Origin of the sequence: Porphyrobacter sp. ULC335, from assembly GCF_025917005.1 — a bacterium.
Classification (GTDB): domain Bacteria; phylum Pseudomonadota; class Alphaproteobacteria; order Sphingomonadales; family Sphingomonadaceae; genus Erythrobacter.
Map to the genome: position 1 here is coordinate 2,651,043 of NZ_CP078091.1, position 20,246 is coordinate 2,671,288.

Annotated in this window: 22 protein-coding genes; 4 read left to right on the top strand and 18 right to left on the bottom strand. The window is 66.5% G+C overall.

Annotated elements, in window-relative coordinates:
• Window positions 1-17 precede the first annotated feature (17 nt).
• Window positions 18-1,700, bottom strand: a complete 1,683-nt coding sequence (locus KVF90_RS12640; protein WP_264391933.1) for a M56 family metallopeptidase — start codon at window positions 1,698-1,700, stop codon at window positions 18-20.
• Entirely contained in the window at window positions 1,697-2,098 is a 402-nt protein-coding gene (locus KVF90_RS12645; protein ID WP_264391934.1) for a BlaI/MecI/CopY family transcriptional regulator, read from the bottom strand. Before KVF90_RS12645 ends, KVF90_RS12640 begins: the two co-directional genes overlap by 4 nt.
• Before the next feature lie 125 nt (window positions 2,099-2,223).
• Between KVF90_RS12645 and KVF90_RS12650 the strand changes: the two genes are divergently transcribed.
• Window positions 2,224-3,822 (top strand): esterase-like activity of phytase family protein, encoded by a 1,599-nt coding sequence (locus KVF90_RS12650; protein WP_264391935.1) that lies wholly within the window; start codon window positions 2,224-2,226, stop codon window positions 3,820-3,822.
• Here the strand turns inward: KVF90_RS12650 and KVF90_RS12655 are convergent.
• From KVF90_RS12655 to sdhC, 10 genes are all read right to left on the bottom strand, one after another.
• Window positions 3,819-4,202 carry a PaaI family thioesterase gene (locus KVF90_RS12655; protein WP_264391936.1) on the bottom strand — a complete coding sequence of 128 codons (384 nt, stop codon included), beginning with the start codon at window positions 4,200-4,202 and terminating at the stop codon, window positions 3,819-3,821. The two genes, KVF90_RS12650 and KVF90_RS12655, sit on opposite strands and share 4 nt — an antisense overlap.
• The gene (locus KVF90_RS12660; RefSeq protein ID WP_264391937.1) at window positions 4,199-4,768 is read right to left on the bottom strand and encodes a TetR-like C-terminal domain-containing protein; all 570 of its coding nucleotides are present in this window, start codon (window positions 4,766-4,768) and stop codon (window positions 4,199-4,201) included. The genes KVF90_RS12655 and KVF90_RS12660 overlap by 4 nt, the downstream gene beginning before the upstream one ends.
• A gap of 17 nt (window positions 4,769-4,785) precedes the next feature.
• Window positions 4,786-5,244 (bottom strand): DUF4442 domain-containing protein, encoded by a 459-nt coding sequence (locus KVF90_RS12665; protein ID WP_264391938.1) that lies wholly within the window; start codon window positions 5,242-5,244, stop codon window positions 4,786-4,788.
• 100 nt (window positions 5,245-5,344) lie between these two features.
• Complete coding sequence (locus KVF90_RS12670) at window positions 5,345-6,340, bottom strand: C13 family peptidase (RefSeq protein ID WP_264391939.1); 996 nt, start codon at window positions 6,338-6,340, stop codon at window positions 5,345-5,347.
• 44 nt (window positions 6,341-6,384) lie between these two features.
• The gene (locus KVF90_RS12675; RefSeq protein WP_264391940.1) at window positions 6,385-6,834 is read right to left on the bottom strand and encodes a thiol-disulfide oxidoreductase DCC family protein; all 450 of its coding nucleotides are present in this window, start codon (window positions 6,832-6,834) and stop codon (window positions 6,385-6,387) included.
• Complete coding sequence (locus KVF90_RS12680; protein WP_264391941.1) at window positions 6,831-7,928, bottom strand: saccharopine dehydrogenase NADP-binding domain-containing protein; 1,098 nt, start codon at window positions 7,926-7,928, stop codon at window positions 6,831-6,833. The genes KVF90_RS12675 and KVF90_RS12680 overlap by 4 nt, the downstream gene beginning before the upstream one ends.
• 5 nt (window positions 7,929-7,933) lie before the next feature.
• On the bottom strand, window positions 7,934-8,407 hold the full coding sequence (locus tag KVF90_RS12685; RefSeq protein WP_264391942.1) for a hypothetical protein: 474 nt from the start codon (window positions 8,405-8,407) through the stop codon (window positions 7,934-7,936).
• A complete protein-coding gene (sdhA, locus tag KVF90_RS12690; RefSeq protein WP_264391943.1) occupies window positions 8,407-10,275 on the bottom strand; it encodes a succinate dehydrogenase flavoprotein subunit in 1,869 nt (622 codons plus the stop codon). The genes KVF90_RS12685 and sdhA overlap by 1 nt, the downstream gene beginning before the upstream one ends.
• Window positions 10,275-10,661 carry a succinate dehydrogenase, hydrophobic membrane anchor protein gene (sdhD, locus tag KVF90_RS12695; RefSeq protein ID WP_264391944.1) on the bottom strand — a complete coding sequence of 129 codons (387 nt, stop codon included), beginning with the start codon at window positions 10,659-10,661 and terminating at the stop codon, window positions 10,275-10,277. The genes sdhA and sdhD overlap by 1 nt, the downstream gene beginning before the upstream one ends.
• Window positions 10,662-10,673: 12 nt before the next feature.
• A complete protein-coding gene (gene sdhC / locus KVF90_RS12700; RefSeq protein ID WP_264391945.1) occupies window positions 10,674-11,054 on the bottom strand; it encodes a succinate dehydrogenase, cytochrome b556 subunit in 381 nt (126 codons plus the stop codon).
• Window positions 11,055-11,163: 109 nt separating this feature from the next.
• Here sdhC and KVF90_RS12705 point away from each other — a divergent pair, with 109 nt between their 5' ends.
• From KVF90_RS12705 to KVF90_RS12715, 3 genes are all read left to right on the top strand, one after another.
• The gene (locus KVF90_RS12705) at window positions 11,164-11,889 is read left to right on the top strand and encodes an SDR family NAD(P)-dependent oxidoreductase (RefSeq protein ID WP_264391946.1); all 726 of its coding nucleotides are present in this window, start codon (window positions 11,164-11,166) and stop codon (window positions 11,887-11,889) included.
• 103 nt (window positions 11,890-11,992) lie between these two features.
• Entirely contained in the window at window positions 11,993-12,799 is an 807-nt protein-coding gene (bla, locus tag KVF90_RS12710) for a subclass B3 metallo-beta-lactamase (RefSeq protein WP_264391947.1), read from the top strand.
• Entirely contained in the window at window positions 12,796-13,701 is a 906-nt protein-coding gene (locus tag KVF90_RS12715; protein WP_264391948.1) for a 50S ribosomal protein L11 methyltransferase, read from the top strand. Before bla ends, KVF90_RS12715 begins: the two co-directional genes overlap by 4 nt.
• Here the strand turns inward: KVF90_RS12715 and KVF90_RS12720 are convergent.
• From KVF90_RS12720 to ligA, 6 genes are all read right to left on the bottom strand, one after another.
• On the bottom strand, window positions 13,694-14,881 hold the full coding sequence (locus KVF90_RS12720) for an RNA polymerase sigma factor (RefSeq protein ID WP_264391949.1): 1,188 nt from the start codon (window positions 14,879-14,881) through the stop codon (window positions 13,694-13,696). The genes KVF90_RS12715 and KVF90_RS12720 overlap by 8 nt on opposite strands.
• A gap of 29 nt (window positions 14,882-14,910) precedes the next feature.
• Window positions 14,911-15,270: a YciI family protein gene (locus KVF90_RS12725; protein ID WP_264391950.1), complete on the bottom strand. Its 360-nt coding sequence runs from the start codon at window positions 15,268-15,270 to the stop codon at window positions 14,911-14,913.
• An 89-nt stretch (window positions 15,271-15,359) separates the two neighbouring features.
• Complete coding sequence (locus tag KVF90_RS12730; protein WP_264391951.1) at window positions 15,360-16,532, bottom strand: sterol desaturase family protein; 1,173 nt, start codon at window positions 16,530-16,532, stop codon at window positions 15,360-15,362.
• An 81-nt stretch (window positions 16,533-16,613) separates the two neighbouring features.
• Entirely contained in the window at window positions 16,614-17,111 is a 498-nt protein-coding gene (locus tag KVF90_RS12735; protein WP_264391952.1) for a CinA family protein, read from the bottom strand.
• On the bottom strand, window positions 17,108-18,091 hold the full coding sequence (locus KVF90_RS12740) for a hypothetical protein (protein ID WP_264391953.1): 984 nt from the start codon (window positions 18,089-18,091) through the stop codon (window positions 17,108-17,110). Before KVF90_RS12740 ends, KVF90_RS12735 begins: the two co-directional genes overlap by 4 nt.
• Window positions 18,088-20,238 (bottom strand): NAD-dependent DNA ligase LigA, encoded by a 2,151-nt coding sequence (gene ligA, locus KVF90_RS12745; RefSeq protein WP_264391954.1) that lies wholly within the window; start codon window positions 20,236-20,238, stop codon window positions 18,088-18,090. Before ligA ends, KVF90_RS12740 begins: the two co-directional genes overlap by 4 nt.
• Window positions 20,239-20,246: the final 8 nt, after the last annotated feature.

Genomic DNA, 20,246 nt, shown 5'->3' on the forward strand with positions numbered 1-20,246 from the left:
GCGATCAGCCGTCCCGATCAGCCCTCTTTATCGCTCCACCGGGCAATCTGCCCGTCGAGCGTGCGCAGCAGCTGCTTGCGGGTGTCTTCGGGAATGTCCTTGTCGCGGGCGATTTCGGCGCGCGCTTCCTCAAGACCCTGCCGGGCTGATGCCATGATCCGGCGCTGACAGATCTTGATGATCTGCATGCCATCCTTGGTGGTGGTTTCGGTCACTTCTTCGGTGCCGCCATCGCACTCGTGCTTGACGATCACCCGCGGCGCCGATGCGCGGGCGACTTCGGCCTCGGCCATCGCGCTGCTGATGATGTTCGGCAGGTCGGCAAGGACACGGTCGGCCTCGGCAAGGCTGGCGCGCATGTCGGCCAGCATGGCTTCGCGATCGGCTGCGTCGGCGCCCTCGATGGCTTCGAGCTGGCGTTCAATGCTCTCAACGTCGGTTCCGCCGCGGGTGACGATCTTGATGCGGCGCTCCTTGCCGTCGGCATCGCGCCAGACGCGTTCGGTGACGTGCGATCCGCCCTCGCCCTCGGGGGCATCGGCATTGATCAGCAGGATCGAAGGTGCCTCGGGCGCTTCCGGCGGTTCGGGCGCGTCAGGCGCAGAGGGCGGCGCGGGCGGAGCCGGAGGCGCAGGGGGCTCTGGCGCTTCGAGGCGGCTTTCGCTGGCCGCATAGCTGATCGAAGCGGTCAGCGGCAGGGCGAGCAGACCAGCGCCAAGGAGCGCACGGCCAGCCAGACGGCGGCGGGGGGACAGGTCAGACATGGCAAGACTCCTCAAGCGGTGAATGATCGATTTCTCGCCCAACACCGGACACGCCATCGGCGCGGTGAGAGCGGCATTGCTGATAGCGCCCGGCGCAGCGGCAAAGCGGGCGATGAGCGCGGCATAGGCGGCGCGTTCCTGCGCGGTGCGGCGGGCCATGACCCGCGCATCGCAAGCCGCCTCCTGATCGCGCCGCAGCGCGAGCCAGCCGAAGCGGCACAGCGGATTGAACCAGTGCAGTGCGAACAACGGCTGCACCAGCACATTGACCAGCAGATCGCCGCCGCGGTGGTGAGCCAACTCGTGCGCCAGTGCCAGATCGCGGGCCTCGCGGTCGTGGAGCGCCATGAAGCCCGGAGGCAAGGCAATCACCGGATCGAGCACACCCATGGCGAGCGGCGCGGTGGTTGCAGGGGTTTCGACCAGCCGCACCTTGAACAGCAGACCCTTGGCGCGCCCGACCTCGCGGCCCTCCGCCAGCAATTCGTCACGCAGGGCGAAATAGGCGGAAAAGCGAAGCCACAGGCTGACGATTGCGCCGCCAAGCCAAACCAGCAACAGCGCCTCGACAATCGGCCATTCGGCGATCCCCGCCAGCATATCGAACCCGGCTTGCGGCGCGCTTTCCATCGGCACGGTCATGGGCGCGGGGACGACACCGGCGGGGGCCTGAGTGGCTGCCTGCCAGATCACTGCGTCAGGCGGCGGCGGCGCGGCGGCCAGCGTCTCGCTTGGCAAAGGCGCAGGAGTGTCCGCCTTGGGTGCCATCCACGCAGGCAGGGTCACCGGCGGCATAATCAGGCGCAGCACTGGCACCGCCCACAGGGCATAGGCCACCTCGGGCCCGAAATGGCGCGTCACCGGGCGGCGCAGCAGCAGCACGGCGGCGATCAGCACGCCGGTCCACACCAGCGTGTGCAGGAGCATGTCGGTCATGGCCGCAGCTCCTTCAACAGAGCCTCGATTTCGGCGAGGTCATCCTCGGTCAGGGCTTCGGTTTCGGCAAGGTGCGCGACCAGCGAGGCGGCACTACCACCGAACAACCGGTCAACAAGCCTACGGGATTCGCCGCCGACATAATCATCGCGCGCAATCAGGGGCGTGTAGAGGAACCGGCGGCCATCCGGCTCCGCCGCCAGCGCGCCCTTCTGGACGAGGCGCGACAGCAGCGTTTTGACCGTGGCGAGGCTCCAGCCGCGCTTGGCGCAGACATCCTCGCACACTTCGGCGGCGGTCTGGCGGGGGCGATCCCACAGCACTTCCATCACCGCGTGTTCGGCATCGGTAATGCGTTCGCCTGGCCCGTTTTGGGGACTGTCGTCAGCAGCGGTCACGGGGCGCCTCCATCGCTTGGTGATTACACCTGTAGTCACGGCGACTACATTTGTAAACCTTGCGCGCGGCTGAACGGCGCATGGCATGGCTTGCACTTCGTCGAAGCGGCGATAGACCCGGACGAATGACATGGAAGCGCACGCTCACCCTTTCCGCCCTCGCCCTGCTGACCTCTGCATTGTCGGCGCAGGTTCCCGAGGATGCCTTCCTGCCAATGACCGCGCCGGTCACTCTGGCCGAAGGAGAGGCGGACACCAGGGCGGGTGAACTCACCTTCCGCGGCGGCGTGGAAATTGCGCCGGACAAGGCGGATATCGGCGGCATTTCGGGGCTGGAATGGCATGGCGGCGCGTTGTTCGCGGTCACGGATGACGGGCGCTGGATGCAGCTGTTCATCGACGAGGTGGCGGGCAAGCTGGTCGATGTCTCGGGCGTGCGCCTCGGCCCGCTGCTGGATCCATCGGGCGAGATACTCGATGCCAAGAAGCGCGGCGATGCCGAAGCGATCACGCGGCTTGCGTCAGGCGAGTGGCTGGTCGCTTTCGAGCAGGACCACCGCATCTGGCGCTATGCCGATCTGGAAGGTGCCGCGACCGGCACAGACACCCGCGCCGCCACGCTGACCGCCGCAGCCGCTCCCAACGAGGGGATCGAAACCCTCGCCGCTTATCCGGGCGGGATGCTGGCCTGCGGCGAATGGGCCGATCCGGCGCGGCCCAACTGCCTGCGGATTACCGACAGCGGAACTGCCTCCTTCCACCTCCCCGCGCCCGAGGGGATCGCCGCAGCAGGCGGCGTGCCGACCGATGCCACCTGCAAGGCCGACGGCACCTGCTACGTCCTGTTCCGCAGTTATAACGCCAGCGAAGGCAACCGCGCCGCTGTGGTGTCCCTTGCCCCTGACAACGCGGCGACCACCCTCGCCGTCCTCACCCCGCCGATGACGCTCGACAATTTCGAGGGGCTGGCGGTGCGCGAGGAGCCGGGCAAGACTGTCCTCTACCTCGTCTCCGACGACAATTTCCGCAATTGCGAGACTGCCGCCAAGCCGGGCTGCCAGCGCACGCTGCTGATGAAGTTCGAACTGCCCCCGCCGCCCGCAGGCCCCGCCCCTGTGACCGCCGCCGACTTTGCCACGCTCCCCGCCGGGCGTCCGGGCGTGCGTCCCCATCCCGAAGCCGCCAGCGTCACCGTGGTGCTGGAGACCAGCCTCGGCCCAGTCACCATCGCGCTCGAGACCGAGCGGGCGCCCGTCACCGCGGGCAATTTCCTGCGCTATGTCGAGCAGGGGCGGCTTAACGGCACTGACTTCTACCGCGCGATGGATCTGGGCGGCGAACGCCTGCCTGCGGGAATCGTCCAGGGCGGCACGCGCAGCGACCCCGCCAAGGTGCTGCCGCCGATCGCGCACGAGCCGACCAGCGCGACGGGCCTCACCCACAGCCATGGCGCGCTGTCGATGGCGATGCTCGCGCCCGGCGGCGCGGACGGAGATTTCTTCGTGATGATCGAGGATCAGCCCGGTTTCGACGCCGATCCCGCCGCCAGCGATCCGGGCTTGCGCGCAGGCTATGCAGTGTTCGGCTATGTCACCCAAGGCATGGACGTGATCGCCGCCATCAGCGCCGCCCCGCGCGATCCCGACGCGGGCGAAGGCGTGTTGAAGGGCCAGATGCTCAGCGAGCCGGTGAAGATCATCAGCGCGCGGCGAGTGCAGCCCTAGAGCACCAACTGCGTCTGGATCACCACCGCAACCGGCTTGCCATCGGCGGTCTCGATCGCGGTCTGCCACACCGACATGCGCCGCCCGGTCTTGAGCGGGACACTGCGCCCCTTGACCATTATACCGGCAGGCGCTGCGCCGAGAAAGTTGGTCTTGCTCTCAATCGTGGTCGTGCCCTTGGCGCCTTCGGGCAGGCAGGCGACCGCACCCACCGCACCCAGCGCATCGGCAAAGGCCATGATCGCCCCGCCATGCATGATCCCGCCTGCGGTGCACAGATCGTCCCGCACCATGATCTCGCCCTCGACCGCTTCAGCAGAGGCGGTGGTGACCACAACGCCCATCAGTTTTGAAAAGGGCATGGCGTCGGCAGGGTTCATGGGGCTTGCTCCTGTGATGGTTCCAGACCTGCGATGCGCAGGATTTCCTCGGCAAATTCGGCATCGCTGCGCAGACGCAGCATCCCGGCACGCTGGAGCCCGATCGCGCCGTGGGCGAGCATCCACACGCGCATCACTTCGCGGCGCCGCGCGTCGTCATCCGCTCCTGGTGTGGCGAGCGCTTGAAGCGCAACGGCGATCACCCGGTCAACCGCCGCGCGCAGCGCAGCACTGGCGTTGATCTGGTCGTAACGCTGCCCGGTCATCACCGCATAAAGCCCGGGCTGCGCCAGCGCGAAGCGGACATAGGCCGCGAGAAAGGCCGCCGGATCAGGCGCGGGCGCGAGCGCGGCGGCGAGCCGGTCGAACCCGCGCGCCGCAAGCGCTGTCATCAGCGCCTCGCGGTCGGCGAAGTGATTGTAGAGCGCGCGGTGTGCCACGCCCAGCCGCTCTGCCAGCAAGCGCAAGGAGAAGCCGGCCGATGGATCTTCGGCCACCAGTTCGAGCGCCGTGTCGAGCGCGGCTGCGGCCAGATCGCCGTGGTGATAGGCCATGCGCCGGGTCATCCACCCCGCTTAGGCAATCACGCAGCCTGCGCCAAGGCAGAGACGTGCCAGTCGACACTCATGTGCGCGACCTCCCGGCCGGTTGCGTCGGTCATGCGGATCGTGACGGGAAAGCGCACCTTGCCCTCGGCATCGAGCGTCGCGAACAGCGCCGCCTTTTCGCCATCAACCGCCGCATGGGCGGTGATCAGGCCCCTGGCCGGCTTGGCGTAGGCGATGGTCGAACCTGCCGCCACCGGGCGCAGGGCAGCAAGGCGCTCAAGGAACAGCCCCGCCATCGCCGCTCCTGACGCCGCTTCCGCCAGCGTGAACAGCGCCCCGGCGTGCATGGTGGCGATATGGTTGCTGGTATTGTGCGTTTGGTCGAGCGTGGCGGTAGCCCTGCCCTCGCCAATCTCCTCGATGGCAACGCCCACATAGGTCGCGAAAGGGACGACGGCGGAAAGCTGGGCCTTCAAGGCATCAAAGGGGGTCATGCGAATCTCCAAGTGCGGTGTATATGTATCCACTGGATACATTGAGATCGCACAAGGTCAATCCTCCTCCAGATCCTGCATGTCTGATTGGATCAAACGCCTATTCGGCGAAGGCAGGGCGGCCCACTGGCTTGCTCGCCGCGCGGGGCATCTGCGCTTCGATCTGGGGCAACCAGCCCTTCGCGCCCGCGCCGATGCTGACCTGCGGCAAGGAGGCGAGGAAGCGCGCCTTGCTCTCCCACGCGGCGACCGATCGCCCGGCCATCTGCGCTGCCTCCTCCAGCGCGACCGGTTGGCGCAGCGCACGGTTGATCAACGCATCGCCGTAGAAGGTCCAGTCATTCTCGGCGACGCATCCGAAGGAGCTGCGCGTGCTGGCGGCGGCGGTCAGGATCGCAGTGTCGGGGCTCGCCAGCGCCGGCACGAACACGCCCGAATAGCAGGCCGAAAGGATCAGCACCCGCCGCGCAATCCCCGCCTCGGCCAGCGCCGCCTTCAGCTTGGGCGGGGAGAGCACGCCATAGCCACTGTCGCCGTAATGATAGGCAAGGCCCAGATCATTGCCGTGACTGGTGGTGTAGAGCACCAGCACATCTTCCTTGCCATCCATCAGAGTGCCGAGGTGGTTCAAGGTCAGCAGCAAGGCCGAAATCGAACCATGCGGCGCATCGTCGCGGGTGCCATCCGGCCCGGCCAGCGTCAGGGTGCGCCCCTCGGCCCCGTAGCGCGCGCCTAGCACCCGCGCCGCCTCGCGCGCCTCGCGGGCGAAGACCGGATCGCTATCGAGCGCGATGGTCAGGACATAGGCCTCTGACGTCCCCGGCCTGTTCCGCGGAAGCGCCGCAAGCGCGGCATCGAGCCTGCGCTGCTGTTCGCGGATATGCGCGGCGGACAGGCCCCGGTGCAGTTCGGGCGATAACTCGTAACTCAGCCGCCGCTCGGCCCGGCTCTCCCCGCTACCGAGGTCAGGAAAGGGAGCGGTGTGCGGCGGGGGCTGGTTGGGATTGGCAGGCGCGGATTGCGATAGCGCAGGCATGGCGATCAGCGCCGCCAGCGCGCCTGCCCAAAACCCGGTGATGATCCTGCCCCTGTTCATCTGCGAGCAAGCTGCCCGCCATCGGCGCAAGCGTCAAGCAAGCGCTATCCGATCAGCCGGGATCGCTGTTCGGGGGTGAGCAGCGCGCAGGCCTCGGCCGTCTTGCCAAACCAGCTGTAGCGGTTGCGGGCGATTATGTCATAGACCCAGTCGCGCAAGGGACGCGGAATGATCTGGAACACCAGCCCGAGCCGCCACCACCCGCCGAGCGCGCGGGCGACTTCGAAATAGCCGGTGCTTTTGGTGTAGGCTTGGCCGTTGCGGATGAAGACGTAGCTTTCGTCCCAATCGATCCCGAAATGCCGGCACAGCGCCGATCCCAGCGGGCCCTGCGCGGGGGTGAAGGCGATTGTGCCCTTGCGATCGTGCTTCATGATAAAGGACACCCCGCCAGAACACAGCACGCAGACGTGGTCGAAGATGAACACCGGGCGACTGTCGTCGAACGCGGGAACGGCGGCGTTTTCGCGGTAACTGTAGGGCGCAGGCGTCATGCGTCGGTCACCTCGATATCGAAATGGGCGAATTCATCGCGGTATTCGGCGAGGCTGATAATGCCCAGGCAAGGCCGCGCGCCGGGATCGAAGCGGCGCCCGGCGGCCATCTGGCGGGCGATCAGAATCACCGGGATGCAGGGGATATAAGGCCCGTGGCCCGAACGTGCGATGATCCAGTGGCGGCGGGTCGGGGCTGCGCCGTCCGCGCCCTCGCCGGTGATGGTCATGAAGAACCCGCTGGTGCCGGTGCCGAGCCCATCGAACAGCGATGCCAGACGCACCAGTTGCGGGGCGAAGCGATCGAGCCTTGGCAGAAGACCGATGCGCGCCAGCCAGCCCATCGCCGCCGTGCCGAAATGCAGCGGCGCAATGGCATGGCCCGCCCAGAAGGAATGATCGGCAAGACCGGGATAGCGCGCCGCAAACAGATCGAGGTCAGGCGCATTGGCGCGACCGAACCAGCGATAACCCACGCCCGGCAGGTGGACGCGGCGCAGGTCACCCCAGCCCGTCACCGGAGCCATTTGCCCGCCGACCAACTGGGTGAAGCGCTGGCCGACGAAAGACAGCACCGCCGCGACGGTTCCCGCGCCCGCGTTCGATTGCTCCGCGCCGCTGATGCCGTATTCGACCGCGCGGATGGTGCGCATGTCCTTGGCCGCTTCGTCCATATAGGCGGCGGTCAGCGCCGGAACCGAACTGGCTCCCGCCAGCACTGCGACTCCTGCCGCCTTTGCCGCCTCGTCGAGCACCCCGATTCCGGTAACGAAGTCGCGCGCGTCGGCGATGTCGCAATAATGCGCCCCGCAGGCGATAGCGGCCTCGGCCACGGCATAGCTCTGCCCGTTGTAAGGCCCGACCATGTTGATGACGAGATCGGGACGCAGCGCCGCCAGTGCCTCGGGCGGTCCGGTGAGGTCATAGACGCCTGCTTCGGCCGGATTGGCTGCACCCAACTTCGCTGCCGAAGTCACAGCCTTGGCGTGGCTGCGCCCGGCGATGATCAGCTGGATGGCAGGATCAGATGCAAGGCTGCGCGCCACATGCGCGCCGAAGTTACCGTAGCCACCGATGATGGCGACGCGCAGCAACACCCTTACCGCTGTTCGCGCACAAACACGCGGCCGCAAAGATAGACCGCTTCGCCCTCGCTCCAGTTCTGGAGAGTGTCACCCTCGACCGCGAAGTTCAGCAGATTATCGAGCGTGAGCCGGGGATAGTTGCCGCCCGAATAGCGGTAGCGACCCATGAATTCAAAGCCTTCGACATTAAGCCGATAGGTGCGATCAGCCTCGAAGGAGATCGAAGCCAGAATCTTGCGCGGGTCGGGCGTGGTTTCGGAATCCTGTTCGCATTCCTCATGCGAATAGACCCATGTGCCGAGCAGCTTTTCGGGCACGGGTTCCCCGGGTGGCGTGTCCACCGGCGATGGGTTGGCATCGGCCACAGGCGCAGTTTGCGCGAGCGGCGTTTCGGCCCGCTCGGCTTTTGCACTCGCCCCTGCGGGAAGCACACAGCCAAGCGCGAGCAGGGCCGGAGCAATAACCAGACCTGCCCGCAGCTTGTGCATCAATACACCCGCGCCTTGGGTTCGATATACTTGATATCGTCCGTCAGCGTGTATTCGTGGACCGGGCGATAATCGATGCGGCTGTTGCTGCCGCGACCGCCCCAGCCATCGAACCATGCGATGGTGTGCTTCATCCATTCGGCATCGTTGCGATCGGGGAAGTCCTCGTGCGCATGGGCGCCGCGGCTTTCCTTGCGGTTCGCTGCCGATGCCATGGTGACATTGGCCTGCGACATGAGGTTGTCGAGCTCCAGCGTCTCGATCAGGTCGGAGTTCCAGATCAGCGACTTGTCGGTGACGTGGATGTCCTCCATCCGCTTGTTCTGCTCGGCCAGCTTGGCCACACCTTCGTCCATCAGCTTCTGGTCGCGGAACACGGCGCAATGCTTCTGCATCGCCTTCTGCATCTCGGCCCGGATCTGCGCAGTGGGCGAGTCGCCCTGCGCATAGCGGAAGTGATCCAAACGAGTCAGCGCGAAATCGGCGCTGTCGGCCGGAAGCTCGGGCTGCTTGGCCTTGGGCTGGAGATTGTCGCGCAGGTGGTGGCCGGTCGCCCGGCCGAACACCACAAGGTCGATCAGCGAGTTGGAACCGAGGCGGTTGGCCCCGTGCACCGACACGCAAGCCGCCTCGCCCACGGCATAGAGGCCGGGGATCACGGTATCCGGATTGCCATCCGGCCCCAGCGTCACGACCTGCCCGTGGTAGTTACACGGAATGCCGCCCATGTTGTAATGCACCGTCGGGGTGACGGGGAGCGGCTGGCGGGTCAGGTCAACACCCGCGAAAATCTTGCCGCTCTCGGTGATGCCCGGCAGACGCTCGGCCAGCACCTTGGGATCGATGTGATCGAGGTGCAGGTAGATGTGGTCGCCATCCGGCCCGACACCGCGCCCTTCGCGCATTTCCAGCGCCATTGAACGCGACACCACGTCGCGCGAGGCCAAGTCCTTCGCGGACGGCGCATAACGCTCCATGAAGCGCTCGCCCTCGGAGTTGGTGAGATAACCACCCTCCCCGCGCGCCCCTTCGGTGATGAGCACGCCCGCGCCGTAGATGCCGGTCGGGTGGAACTGCACGAACTCCATGTCCTGCAAGGGCAGGCCAGCGCGCAGCACCATCCCGCCGCCGTCACCGGTGCAGGTGTGGGCCGAGGTTGCGGTGTAGTAGCAGCGGCCATAACCGCCGGTCGCCAGCACCACAGACTGCGCGCGGAAGCGGTGGATCTTGCCGTCATCGAGGCACATCGCGATCACGCCGACGCACTGCTTCACGCCGCCCACATCCGACATGATGAGGTCGAGCGCGAAGTATTCGATGAAGAAGTCCGCATCATACTTCAGGCTCTGCTGGTACAGCGCGTGGAGCATGGCGTGGCCGGTGCGGTCCGCCGCGGCGCAGGTACGCTGCACCGGCGGGCCAGCGCCCATGTTCTGCATGTGCCCGCCGAAGGGCCGCTGGTAGATCGTGCCATCGGCATTGCGGCTGAACGGCACGCCCGCGTGTTCCAGCTCGTAAACCGCAGCCGGAGCTTCGCGCGCGAGATATTCGATCGCGTCCTGATCGCCCAGCCAGTCCGACCCCTTGACGGTGTCATACATGTGCCAGGTCCAGTGGTCGGGCGAATTGTTGCCCAGCGATGCGGCAATCCCGCCCTGCGCGGCCACGGTGTGCGAGCGCGTCGGGAACACCTTTGAGATGTTCGCGGTGCGCAGGCCCGATTCCGCCGCGCCCATGGTCGCGCGCAGACCCGATCCGCCCGCGCCGACCACGACCACGTCATAGGTGTGATCGACGATCGTGTAAGCGCCCTTCAGATGCGCCCCGCCCACATCATTGGCGGTTCCGCTAGCTGCCGACGTAGCCATCAGGCCTGTCCTCCGAATGCGAGTGCGGCAACGCTGAAAATCCCGAAAGCGCCGCCGCCGATGGTTGCAAGATTGAGCGCGGCGATCGCCGCGAATTTGGAGCCGGCCTCGTGGACATAGTCCTCGATCAGCACCTGAAGCCCGAGCCGTGCATGCCAGAACAGGCTCAGCACCAGCAGGATCATCGCCGTCGCATTCAGCGGATGCGAGAGCCACTTGACCACATTGGCGTGGCCGAAATCGCCGAGCAGCACGAGGCTGATCAGCAGCCAGCTCATCAGCACGACATTGCCGATCGCGGTGAAGCGCTGAAGCAGCCAGTGATGCGGCCCGTGGTGCGCCGCGCCCAGACCGCGCACGCGGCCGATGGAGGTTCCGTTACCCATAGTTGTCGCTCCTCAGCGCAGCAGGATCAGGGCCCAGAAGGCCGCGGTGAGAACAATCGCGATGATCGGCGAGGCGATCGACCACATGCGGTTGGTGTCCAGCTCGTAGCCCGCACCAATATCCAGCACGAAGTGGCGCAGACCGCTCATCATGTGGGTGAAGAACGCCCATGACAGGCCGACCAGTATGATCATGCCAAACCATGAACCCATCACCGACTGGAATGTCGCGTAAGCCTCCGGCCCGCTGGCCATCGCGCCCAGCCACCACACCAGCACGCCCAGCCCGACCAGTGCCAGGCCATCGCCTGTCGCGCGGTGGAGGATCGATACCAGCATGTGCGGCCCCCAGCGCCACACCTGCAAATGGGGAGAAAGCGGTCTTTGATTCATGTTGATCCCGTCTGGTCCCTGTCTTCGGCCCTCCCACTTAGCGCCGCTGACGCATGAGGCAAGCGGCGACAGGTGGACATGGCTTGCAAAGTTTTGGATAGGCGATTGCATGGGACACATTCTAGTAACCGGATCAAGCCGCGGAATTGGCAGGGCAGCGCTCGATGCACTGGCCGCGCGGGGTGCCAAGGTCATCGGTCACGCCTCGCGCGCGGTCAGCGGAGCCGAGGGCGAAACGCCGATCATCGCTGCCGATTTCGGCAATCCGCTCGCCGCGCAGGCCCTGTGGGAAGCGGCGCTGGAACTGGCCGACGGCGAGATTGACGCGGTGGTCAACAATGCCGGGCGGTTCGAGGCGAACCGGCTCGACCGGTCGGATATCGAATGGCTCGATGCGTGGGATGATACCTTGCGGGTCAACCTCACCTCCGCAGCGCAGCTTTCGCGCTTTGCGGTGATGCATTGGCAAGAGCGCGGCTTTGCCGGGCGGCTGGTGCACGTGGCGAGCCGCGCCGCCTATCGCGGGGACAGCCCTGCGCACTGGCACTATGCCGCCGCCAAGAGCGGGATGATCGGCATGCACAAGACCATCGCCCGCGCCTATGCCAAGGACGGCATCCTGAGCTTCGCGGTCACCCCGGGCTTTACGGATACCAGCATGGCGGACGACTACCTTGCCTCGCGCGGCGGGCCGGGGCTTTTGGCGGACATTCCGCTGGGCCGGGTGGCGACACCGGACGAAATTGCGACCATCATCGCGTTCTGCGCGCTCGACGCGCCCCCCAGCATGACCGGCGCGGTCATCGACGCCAATGGAGCGAGCTTTGTTCGTTAGATGCTTGTCTGTTGCCACCACTCTGGCGCTCGCCGGATGCAATGTTGCCGCTGCTGAACCGGATAGTGCGCCCCGCGCCCAAGCCGTGCCAGAAGCAGGCGACATGGCCCGCTTTGCCGCGACTTGCGAGGATTGGGACGATTGGGACAAGCCGACCGCGCCGTTCCGCATCCATGGCGACACCTGGTATGTCGGCACCTGCGGCATCGCGGCCATCCTCATCAAGGGCGATGATGGCGCAGTGCTGATCGACTCAGGAACTGCAAAGGGTTCCGAAGTGATCGCTGCCAATATCGAAAGCCTCGGCGTCAAGCTGAGCGATGTGAAGGCGATGCTCGGCAGTCATGAACATTTCGATCATGTCGGCGGATTCGCACGGATGCAGGGCCTGACCGGCGCGCCGGTTCTGGTCGGAGCGGACGCGGTCGAGGTGATCCGTACCGGGAAGGACGATCCGCGCGATCCGCAGACGGGGCTCCACGCGCCGATGACGCCTGTCACCGGCCCGCTGCGCGCCGTGGCGGATGGCGAAGTGGTCAATATCGCGGGCGTCTCCGTTACCGGCTTCGCCACCCCCGGTCACACCATCGGCGCGATGAGCTGGCAGTGGAAAAGCTGCGATGCGAACGGCTGCATCACCATCGTTTACGGAGACAGCCTCTCGCCCGTCAGCGCCGATGAATACCGCTTCACCGACCACCCGGACTATGTTGCGATGTTCCGCACCGGGATCACGCGGATGGCGGGGCTCGAATGCGACATGCTGATTACCCCGCACCCTTCGGCGAGCGACATGATCGCCCGTGCGCAGACGGGCACGATGGCCACAGGGCCGAGCTGCGCCGACTATGCCGCGAGCAAGACCGATGCACTTGATGGAAGGCTGGCGAAAGAAGCCGCGCCGCAATGAACACCTGGAAACTCACCGCCTTCGCGCCCAAACCGGTGGTGCAGGCCGCGCTGCTCGCACATGACCTGATCGACGATTGGGACTACGAACTCGTCATCGCGGGGCGCGAGGAGGCTGAGGACCGGCCTGACGACTGGGTGCTGGAAGGCTGGTATCCGCGCAAGCCGGGCAAGGCGGAGAAAGCCGCGCTCGCCGGTCTGTTCGACGGGCCCGCGCCCAAGATCGCCGTCGAAGAACTGCCCCCCGAAGACTGGGTGACACTCAGCCAGCACAATGCGGCGCCGATCCGCGCCGGTCGGTTCCATGTCCATACGCCCGATTACCCGGCCGAGGCGGACCTGATCGACTTCATCATTCCCGCCAGCCAAGCCTTTGGCACCGGGCAGCACAAGACCACCGCCGGGTGCCTCGAAATGCTCGGCCATATGAAGGCGAGCGGCGTCACGGCGCGCAATGTCGCCGACATCGGCACCGGCACCGGACTGCTCGGCTTTGCCGCGCTCGCGCTGTGGCCGCGCGCCTTGTGCACGCTGACCGATATCGACGCGGTCTGCGTCGGCGTGGTCGAGGAAAACGCGCGGCTCAACGGCATCCCGATGGGCGCGGGCGCGGGCGAGGCGGTGATGATCGTCGCTGACGGGATGGACGATCCGCTGTTGCAGCTGCGCGGCCCCTATGATCTCCTGATCGCCAACATCCTCGCCGGACCGCTGGTCAGCCTCGCGCCAGACTTCGCCAAGGCGGTGCCGCCGGGCGGAAGCCTGCTGCTGGCGGGATTGCTCGCGGGCGAACAGGAAGCGGCGGTCAAGCGGGCCATGCATCGCGCCGGTTTCCGCATGGCTGCACGGCTCCAGCGCGGCGACTGGGCGATCCTGTGGCTGCGCAGGCGGCGGGTCAGGTAAGCGCAGCGCGCCGCCGCTTCAGCCACAGCCTCTCGGCGCGTGGCGGATCGAGCGCCAGCGCGGCATCCAGCGCCGCCGCCGCTTCGCTTGCCCGCCCCGCCCGTGCCAGCAGATCGGCGCGCGCCACATGGTAAGGCCGCGCCAAAGCCAGCCGCTCGGCGGGTAGCGCCTCGACGGCCGCCAGCCCTGCCTTGACCCCCTCCACCTGCGCCAATGCCAGCGCGCGGCTCAACGCCACCATCGGCGAAGGCCGCAGGGCGAGTAGCACATCGTAGAGCCGCAGCACCGCGCCCCAATCGACCACCCCATCGAAGGCACGGCGGGTGTGGGTAAGCTGGATCGCCGCCATCACCTGATAGGGACCGGAACGCCCCAGCCCGGCAGCCTTGTCCATCAGGTCCCGCGCCGCAGCGATCCGCGCCTGATCCCAATTCGCCGCATCCTGCTGCGAAAGCGGCACCATCGCCCCCTCCCCGTCCAGCCGCGCCCCGGCACGTGATCGGGCGAGCAGCACAAGCGCGGCGAGGCCGAGCGCCTCGGGCTCGTGCGGCAAAAGCTCGGCAACCAGCTGCGCCAACCGCTCGACCTCTGCGCCCAGATCCTCCTCAAGCGCCGCCGACAATTCGCCGCCCGCATCGGCATAGGCAGCGGTAAACGCGAGTTCGAGCGCCAGCAGTACTGCGCCCAGCCGCTCGGGCCAATCGCGGCGCGGGGGCAGTTCGAAGGCGATTCCCGCCTCGCGCACCTTGGCCTTGGCGCGGGTGATGCGCTGGAACATGGTCGGCTCGCTCACCACGAACAGCCGCGCGATAGCCGCTACCGGCAGGCCGCAGATCACCTTCAACGCCAGCGGCGCGCGCACCTCGGCACCCAGCGCGGGGTGGCAGCAGATAAACAGCAGCCGCAACCGCTCGTCAGGGATCGGTTCGGGCAGCGTGAGGATATCGGCCATGTCGGAAACCTCCGCCAAAGCATCAGCGGTCCGCGCCTCGCTGTGCTGCCGCCGCAGCGCATCGAGCGCGCGCCGCTTGGCAGCGACGAACAGCCACGCAGGCACATCGCGGGGCGGCTCGGGCAGCATGAGGCAGGATGCGGCGGCATCAGCGAAGGCATCCTCCGCCGCATCGAGATCGCGTAACTGCGCGGCAAGCGCGGCCACCACCCGGGGCCGCGCCGCCATGATCGCCAAAGCGTTGTTACGCGCGAGGCTCAGCCTTCGGCCCCCATCGGCCAGACCGGGCGCACCTCGATCCCGCCCTTGGGCACGGGGATGCGCTTGGCCCACGCGATCGCGTCATCGAGGCTGGCGACATCGATGATGTAGAAGCCGCCCAGCTCCTCGTGGGTTTCGGCAAAGGGGCCATCATGCAGGCTCGCCGCGCCATTATCCCAGCGGATCGTCGTGGCGGTGGCGGCAGGCTTCAGCCGCTCGCCCGAGAACGGCACACCGGCGGCGATCAGATCCTCGGCCAGCTTCATGTGCCCGGCCAGCGTCGCCTCAAGCAGCGCCGCGCCGTCAGCGCCGGCATAGGCGCTTTCGTCCTCGTTGATCATCAGCATGAATTGCATCGCACGTCTCCAACACGGGCCCCGCCGGAATGGCGAGGCTCTGACAGGGAGACGCGGTTGCCAAGCCGAATTCGACAGGCGCGTGAAAATTATTCCGCCGGTTCGGCGCCAGGCTCGTCGGTCTTCTTGCCGGTGCGGGTCCAGGGGTAGAGGAATTGCCCGGCATAACCGCTCGGCACGTCTTCAGGGATGCCGTAATCCTTGGGCCAGCGATCCTGCGGCAGATGGAAGGTGCCGAACAGCTTGTCGATCCAGGGGAAGTGGATCGCGAAATTCACATCGAAAGCCTCGCGCTCCAGCCCGTGGTGCCAGTGGTGGAAGCGCGGCGTGGCGATCCAGTGGCCCAGCGTGTTGAAGTTCCCGCCGACATTGGCGTGCAGCAGCGACGACCAGACATAGATGAACCCGATATAGGCCTGCATCACCGCCGCATCGAAGCCCAGCGTGAACAGCGGCAGAGATGTTATCGCGCGCAGCAGCACGACCTCCACGATGTGCATCCGCGATCCGGCGAGCCAGTCCATCGATTTGGCGCTGTGGTGCACCGCGTGGAAGCCCCACAAGAACGGAACCTTGTGGAACAGGCGGTGGTACCAGTATTGCAGCATGTCCGAGGCAACGAGCACGATGGCGAACTGCACGAGCCACGGCAGGCTCGCGACGAGGGCGCGGAAGGTGTCCCAGCTGTTCGTATTGGCGTTGATAATCTGCGAAGGGGCCAGCGTCAGGAAGGCGAGCACCTGCACGAACATGGTGCTGACAAGGAAGTAGAACAGGTCCTCGCGCCATTCGTGGCGGAACAGGCGTTGCTCGCGCCGGTGCGGCACGAAACGCTCCAGCGGCGCCCACATAAAGCCCGTCGCGAGCAGATTGACGATGAAGAAATCGAGCCCGAAGAACATTCCCCAGCCGCTGGCATTATCCCCCTCAACCGCCGCGCCGCCCAGCAGGGTCGCGCCCAGGCCGATCATCAGCGCCGTCATCCCCAGCACCTTGCGCGGGCGCAGCAGCAGGCTGAGCAGCGCGAGCGCATAGCTCGCCAACAGGATCACATGGATCGCCGTGCGAAATCCGCCCCAGTCGCGCACGATCTGCAATTCGGGCGTGGTAAACCAGGCCGGGAATTTGAGCGCGACCACCATGACAAAGCCGCTGATCGCGAACAGCAGGCCGAAGAATCCGGAAAACCAGCCCGAGCCGAACCGCCGCACTTCGACCGGCGATTCCAGATCGCGCATCAGCTTTTGCAAATACCCTGCCATATCGCCCCACTTGCCTTGGCTTGCTTTTGCTTCGTTAACCGCGACATGCTTACCAAAGGGTGACCTGCCCCCTCAAGCCCCTCACCGCGCCAGCACATCCTCGAGCAGCGCGAGCGCGTTGCGGGTGAAGGCGGCCATGTTGGCGATCCGGTCGTCGCTGGCAGTTTCGAGCAGGCGCGTGTGCTCGCCGCCCGGCCCCGCAAGCGCTGCCACGGAGCGACCGGCAGGCGCGCCGCTCGGGTGGGTGGAACCACCGACAGAGCCGCTTTCAGCCAGCCCCCAATCCGCACCGAAGTTGTCGCGGATCGCACGGGCTTGCAGCAGCGCATAATCTTCGCTCGCCCCGCGCATCCCCTTGTATGCCTCGCGCGGCAGAGCGAACAGCACGTCGCGGCCGCGCAAGGAATAGACCACCCCGCCCCCCACGAAAAAGTCGAGCGCGCCCGGCACGCTCAGCAAGCTCGCCGCGATCAAGCCGCCCGTGGCCCCATCGGCCACCGCGACCTTCTCGCCGCGTTCCCGCAGCAGAGCCGCGATGCGCAAGGCCTGGGGGTGGAGATCGGCGAGGAGGTGGCTCACGGCGCAATCCGGGTGATCGTGGTGATCTCGCCCCCGACCTGCGATCCGGTCGGCGTGGTGACGCTGGTAAGCCGCTTGGTGTGGCCGATGATCGGCAAGCCGGTGACGGGGTCAAGCGTCAGGCCAATCTCGTCGGTGACTTCGAGCCCGCGGATCTCGTTCGCCGGTTCGCCGGTCCCCTTCCAGGCCGCCTGCGTCCGCATCCGCTCGATCACGCCCAGCATCAGCATGCGCATTACCTCAGGATCGATGCGCGTTGTCTGCACGAGGCTGATATTGCCCTCGCGCGTGCGGGTCACCGATCCTTGTGACACGGCCGGAATCGGGGTGGGCGAAAACGGAGTGGCAATCTCGACGTCACCCTCGGCCACCGCGCCCGACACGAATTGTCCCCCGCCATAGCCTAGCATGGCAGGCCAACCGCGGATCATAAGGGCGGGCGCCTGTTCTGCCGTGCTGTTGATATAAGGTTCGAGCACGCTGCGCATCGCCGCCAACGCGCCCTCGTTCACCGGCCTGCCCGAGAGCCTCCCGGTCGCCTCGGGCATATCGCGCAGGCTTTCCTGCATCGCCTCCCAATTGCGCATCCGGACCATCTCGCCTGTGGCATCGAGTTCGATCACCACCGGCAGGAGATAAATCCGCAAGGCGGGTGGTATATCATCAAGCACCCGCTTATCCGCAAGTTCGAGCCGCTGCCCCGCCATGCCGATCGACAGCGGCTCGAGGGTAAGCGCATATCCGCTTTCGGTCTTGGCGAAGGTCAGCCTCTGATCGACTTCGATCACGCTGTCGCCGCTCTCGCGCTTGCGCTCGAAGCGCAGGCGATAGGTGAGCGGTGCGTCAATGGGCGGCGCGAAGGGAATGGTTATAGTTTCGGGGGCGGCAGTCTTAGCAGGGGGGTCCTTTGCCAGTACCGTTGCGGCAGTTCCAAACCACAGGGCGGCGCACAGCAGCAAGACAGGTCTGGCGAGGTTCATGATGGTATCCCTCCCAGCGCCTCGGCCACGATCGCCGCCCAACCCGCCTCGTCGATCACTTCGATCCCGAGTTCGGCGGCCTTCTTGAGCTTCGACCCCGCCCCCGGCCCGGCGACCAACAGGTCGGTCTTGGGCGAGACAGAACCAGCAGCCTTGGCGCCCAGCCGTTCGGCCTGCGCCTTGGCCTCGTCGCGGCTCATGGTTTCGAGCTTGCCGGTGAACACCACCGTTTTGCCCGCGACCCGGCTGGCGACCGTTTTCACCTCGTAGCGCGGCGGGGTGACTTCGTTCAGCAGGTCTTCCCACACGGCGACATTGTGCGGTTCGTGGAAGAAGTCGCCCAGCGCCTCGACCACCGAGGGGCCGATGCCGTCGATGGCGGTGAGTTCGCCCGCCGCTTCGGCGTCCCCGCCATGCGCCCGCTCGGCCACGTCGCGCAGCAGCGGCAATTCGTGGAAATGCTTCATCAGGTCGCGCGCCGTCACTTCGCCGACATGGCGGATGCCGAGCGCGAAAAGCAGCCGCGCGGCGTCAGGCTCGCGCTTGGCCTCGATCGCGGCGAGGAGGTTGTCGACCGACTTTTCCTGCCAGCCTTCAAGACTCAAGATTTCACTGCGGCGGCGGCGCAACCGGTAGATGTCGGCGGGGCTTTCCAGCCAGCCGAGCGCGAAGAACTGCGCGATGGTCTTCTCGCCAAGCCCCTCGATATCGAGCGCCTTGCGGCTGACGAAGTGTTCGAGGCGCTGAGTGCGCTGGGCGGGGCAGATCAGCCCGCCGGTGCAGCGCACATCGACCTCGCCCTCCTCGGCCACCGCTTCAGACTGACACTCGGGGCAGTGATCGGGGAACGGGAAGGCGGCGCGCTCCTCCTCACGGGTGAGGTTCTCCACCACCTGCGGGATCACGTCGCCCGCGCGCTGGATCACCACGCGGTCGCCGATGCGCAGGCCGAGCCGCGCGATCTCGTCGCGGTTGTGGAGCGTGACGTTTGTGACCGTCACCCCGCCGACCAGCACCGGCGCGAGGCGGCCCACCGGGGTCAGCTTGCCCGTCCGGCCCACCTGAATGTCGATGCCCTGCACAATCGTCTCGGCACGTTCCGCCGGGAACTTGTGCGCCAGCGCCCAACGCGGGGCCTTGGCGACAAAGCCCAATCGCTCCTGCCAATCGAGCCGGTCGAGTTTGTAGACCACGCCGTCGATATCATAGGGCAGATCGGGCCGCGCCTTGCCGATGGCATCGAAGTGGGCGACCAAAGCGTCGGCGTCACCCTCGATGCGGGTGAACAGCGGCGAGACGGGGAAACCCCATTGGCGCAAGGCGGCAACCACCTCGCTCTGCGTCACCCCCGGCACCGCCGAAGCCGCACCCCAGCCATGCGCCCAGAAGCGCAGCGGACGCTTGGCCGTGACGCTCGCATCCTTCTGGCGGAGCGATCCGGCAGCGGCATTGCGCGGGTTGGCGAAGATCTTTGCGCCCGCTTCATGCTGCGCAGCATTGAGTGCGGTAAAGGCCTGTTTTTCCATATAGACCTCCCCGCGCACCTCGAAGATGGCGGGTCCATCCCAGTCACCGTTAGCGTCAAGCCAACTCAAGACGCCTTGCTCGAAGAGGTCTCTCGACTTCGCTCGAGACGAACGGAGTTGCTGCGGAATGTCCGGGATGTGCGCGACATTGGCGGTCACGTCCTCGCCCACCTGCCCGTCGCCGCGCGTCGCGGCGCGCACCAGCACCCCGTTTTCATAGCGCAAGCTGCACGACAGCCCGTCGATCTTGTCCTCGGCCGTCAACGCCAGCGGCTCGCCTTCGGGAAGGTTGAGGAAGCGCCGCATCCGCGCCAGCCACTCGGCGACCTCCTCGGGCGAGAAGGCATTATCGAGGCTCATCATCCGAACCTCGTGCGCCACCTTGCCCAATGGTGAGGCGGCAATCTGATGCCCGACCTTGCGCGACGGCGAATCCTCACGGATCAGGTGCGGGAAGGCTGCCTCAAGCTCGGCATTGCGGCGCACCAGCGCGTCATATTCGGCGTCGGAAATCTCGGGCGAGTCTTCCGCGTGATACAGCCGGTCGTGGTGCGCGATGGCCTTGGCAAGGCGCATCAACTCGTTGGCGGCATCCGCCTCGCTCAAGCCTTCGGTGCTCATGCGTTCCG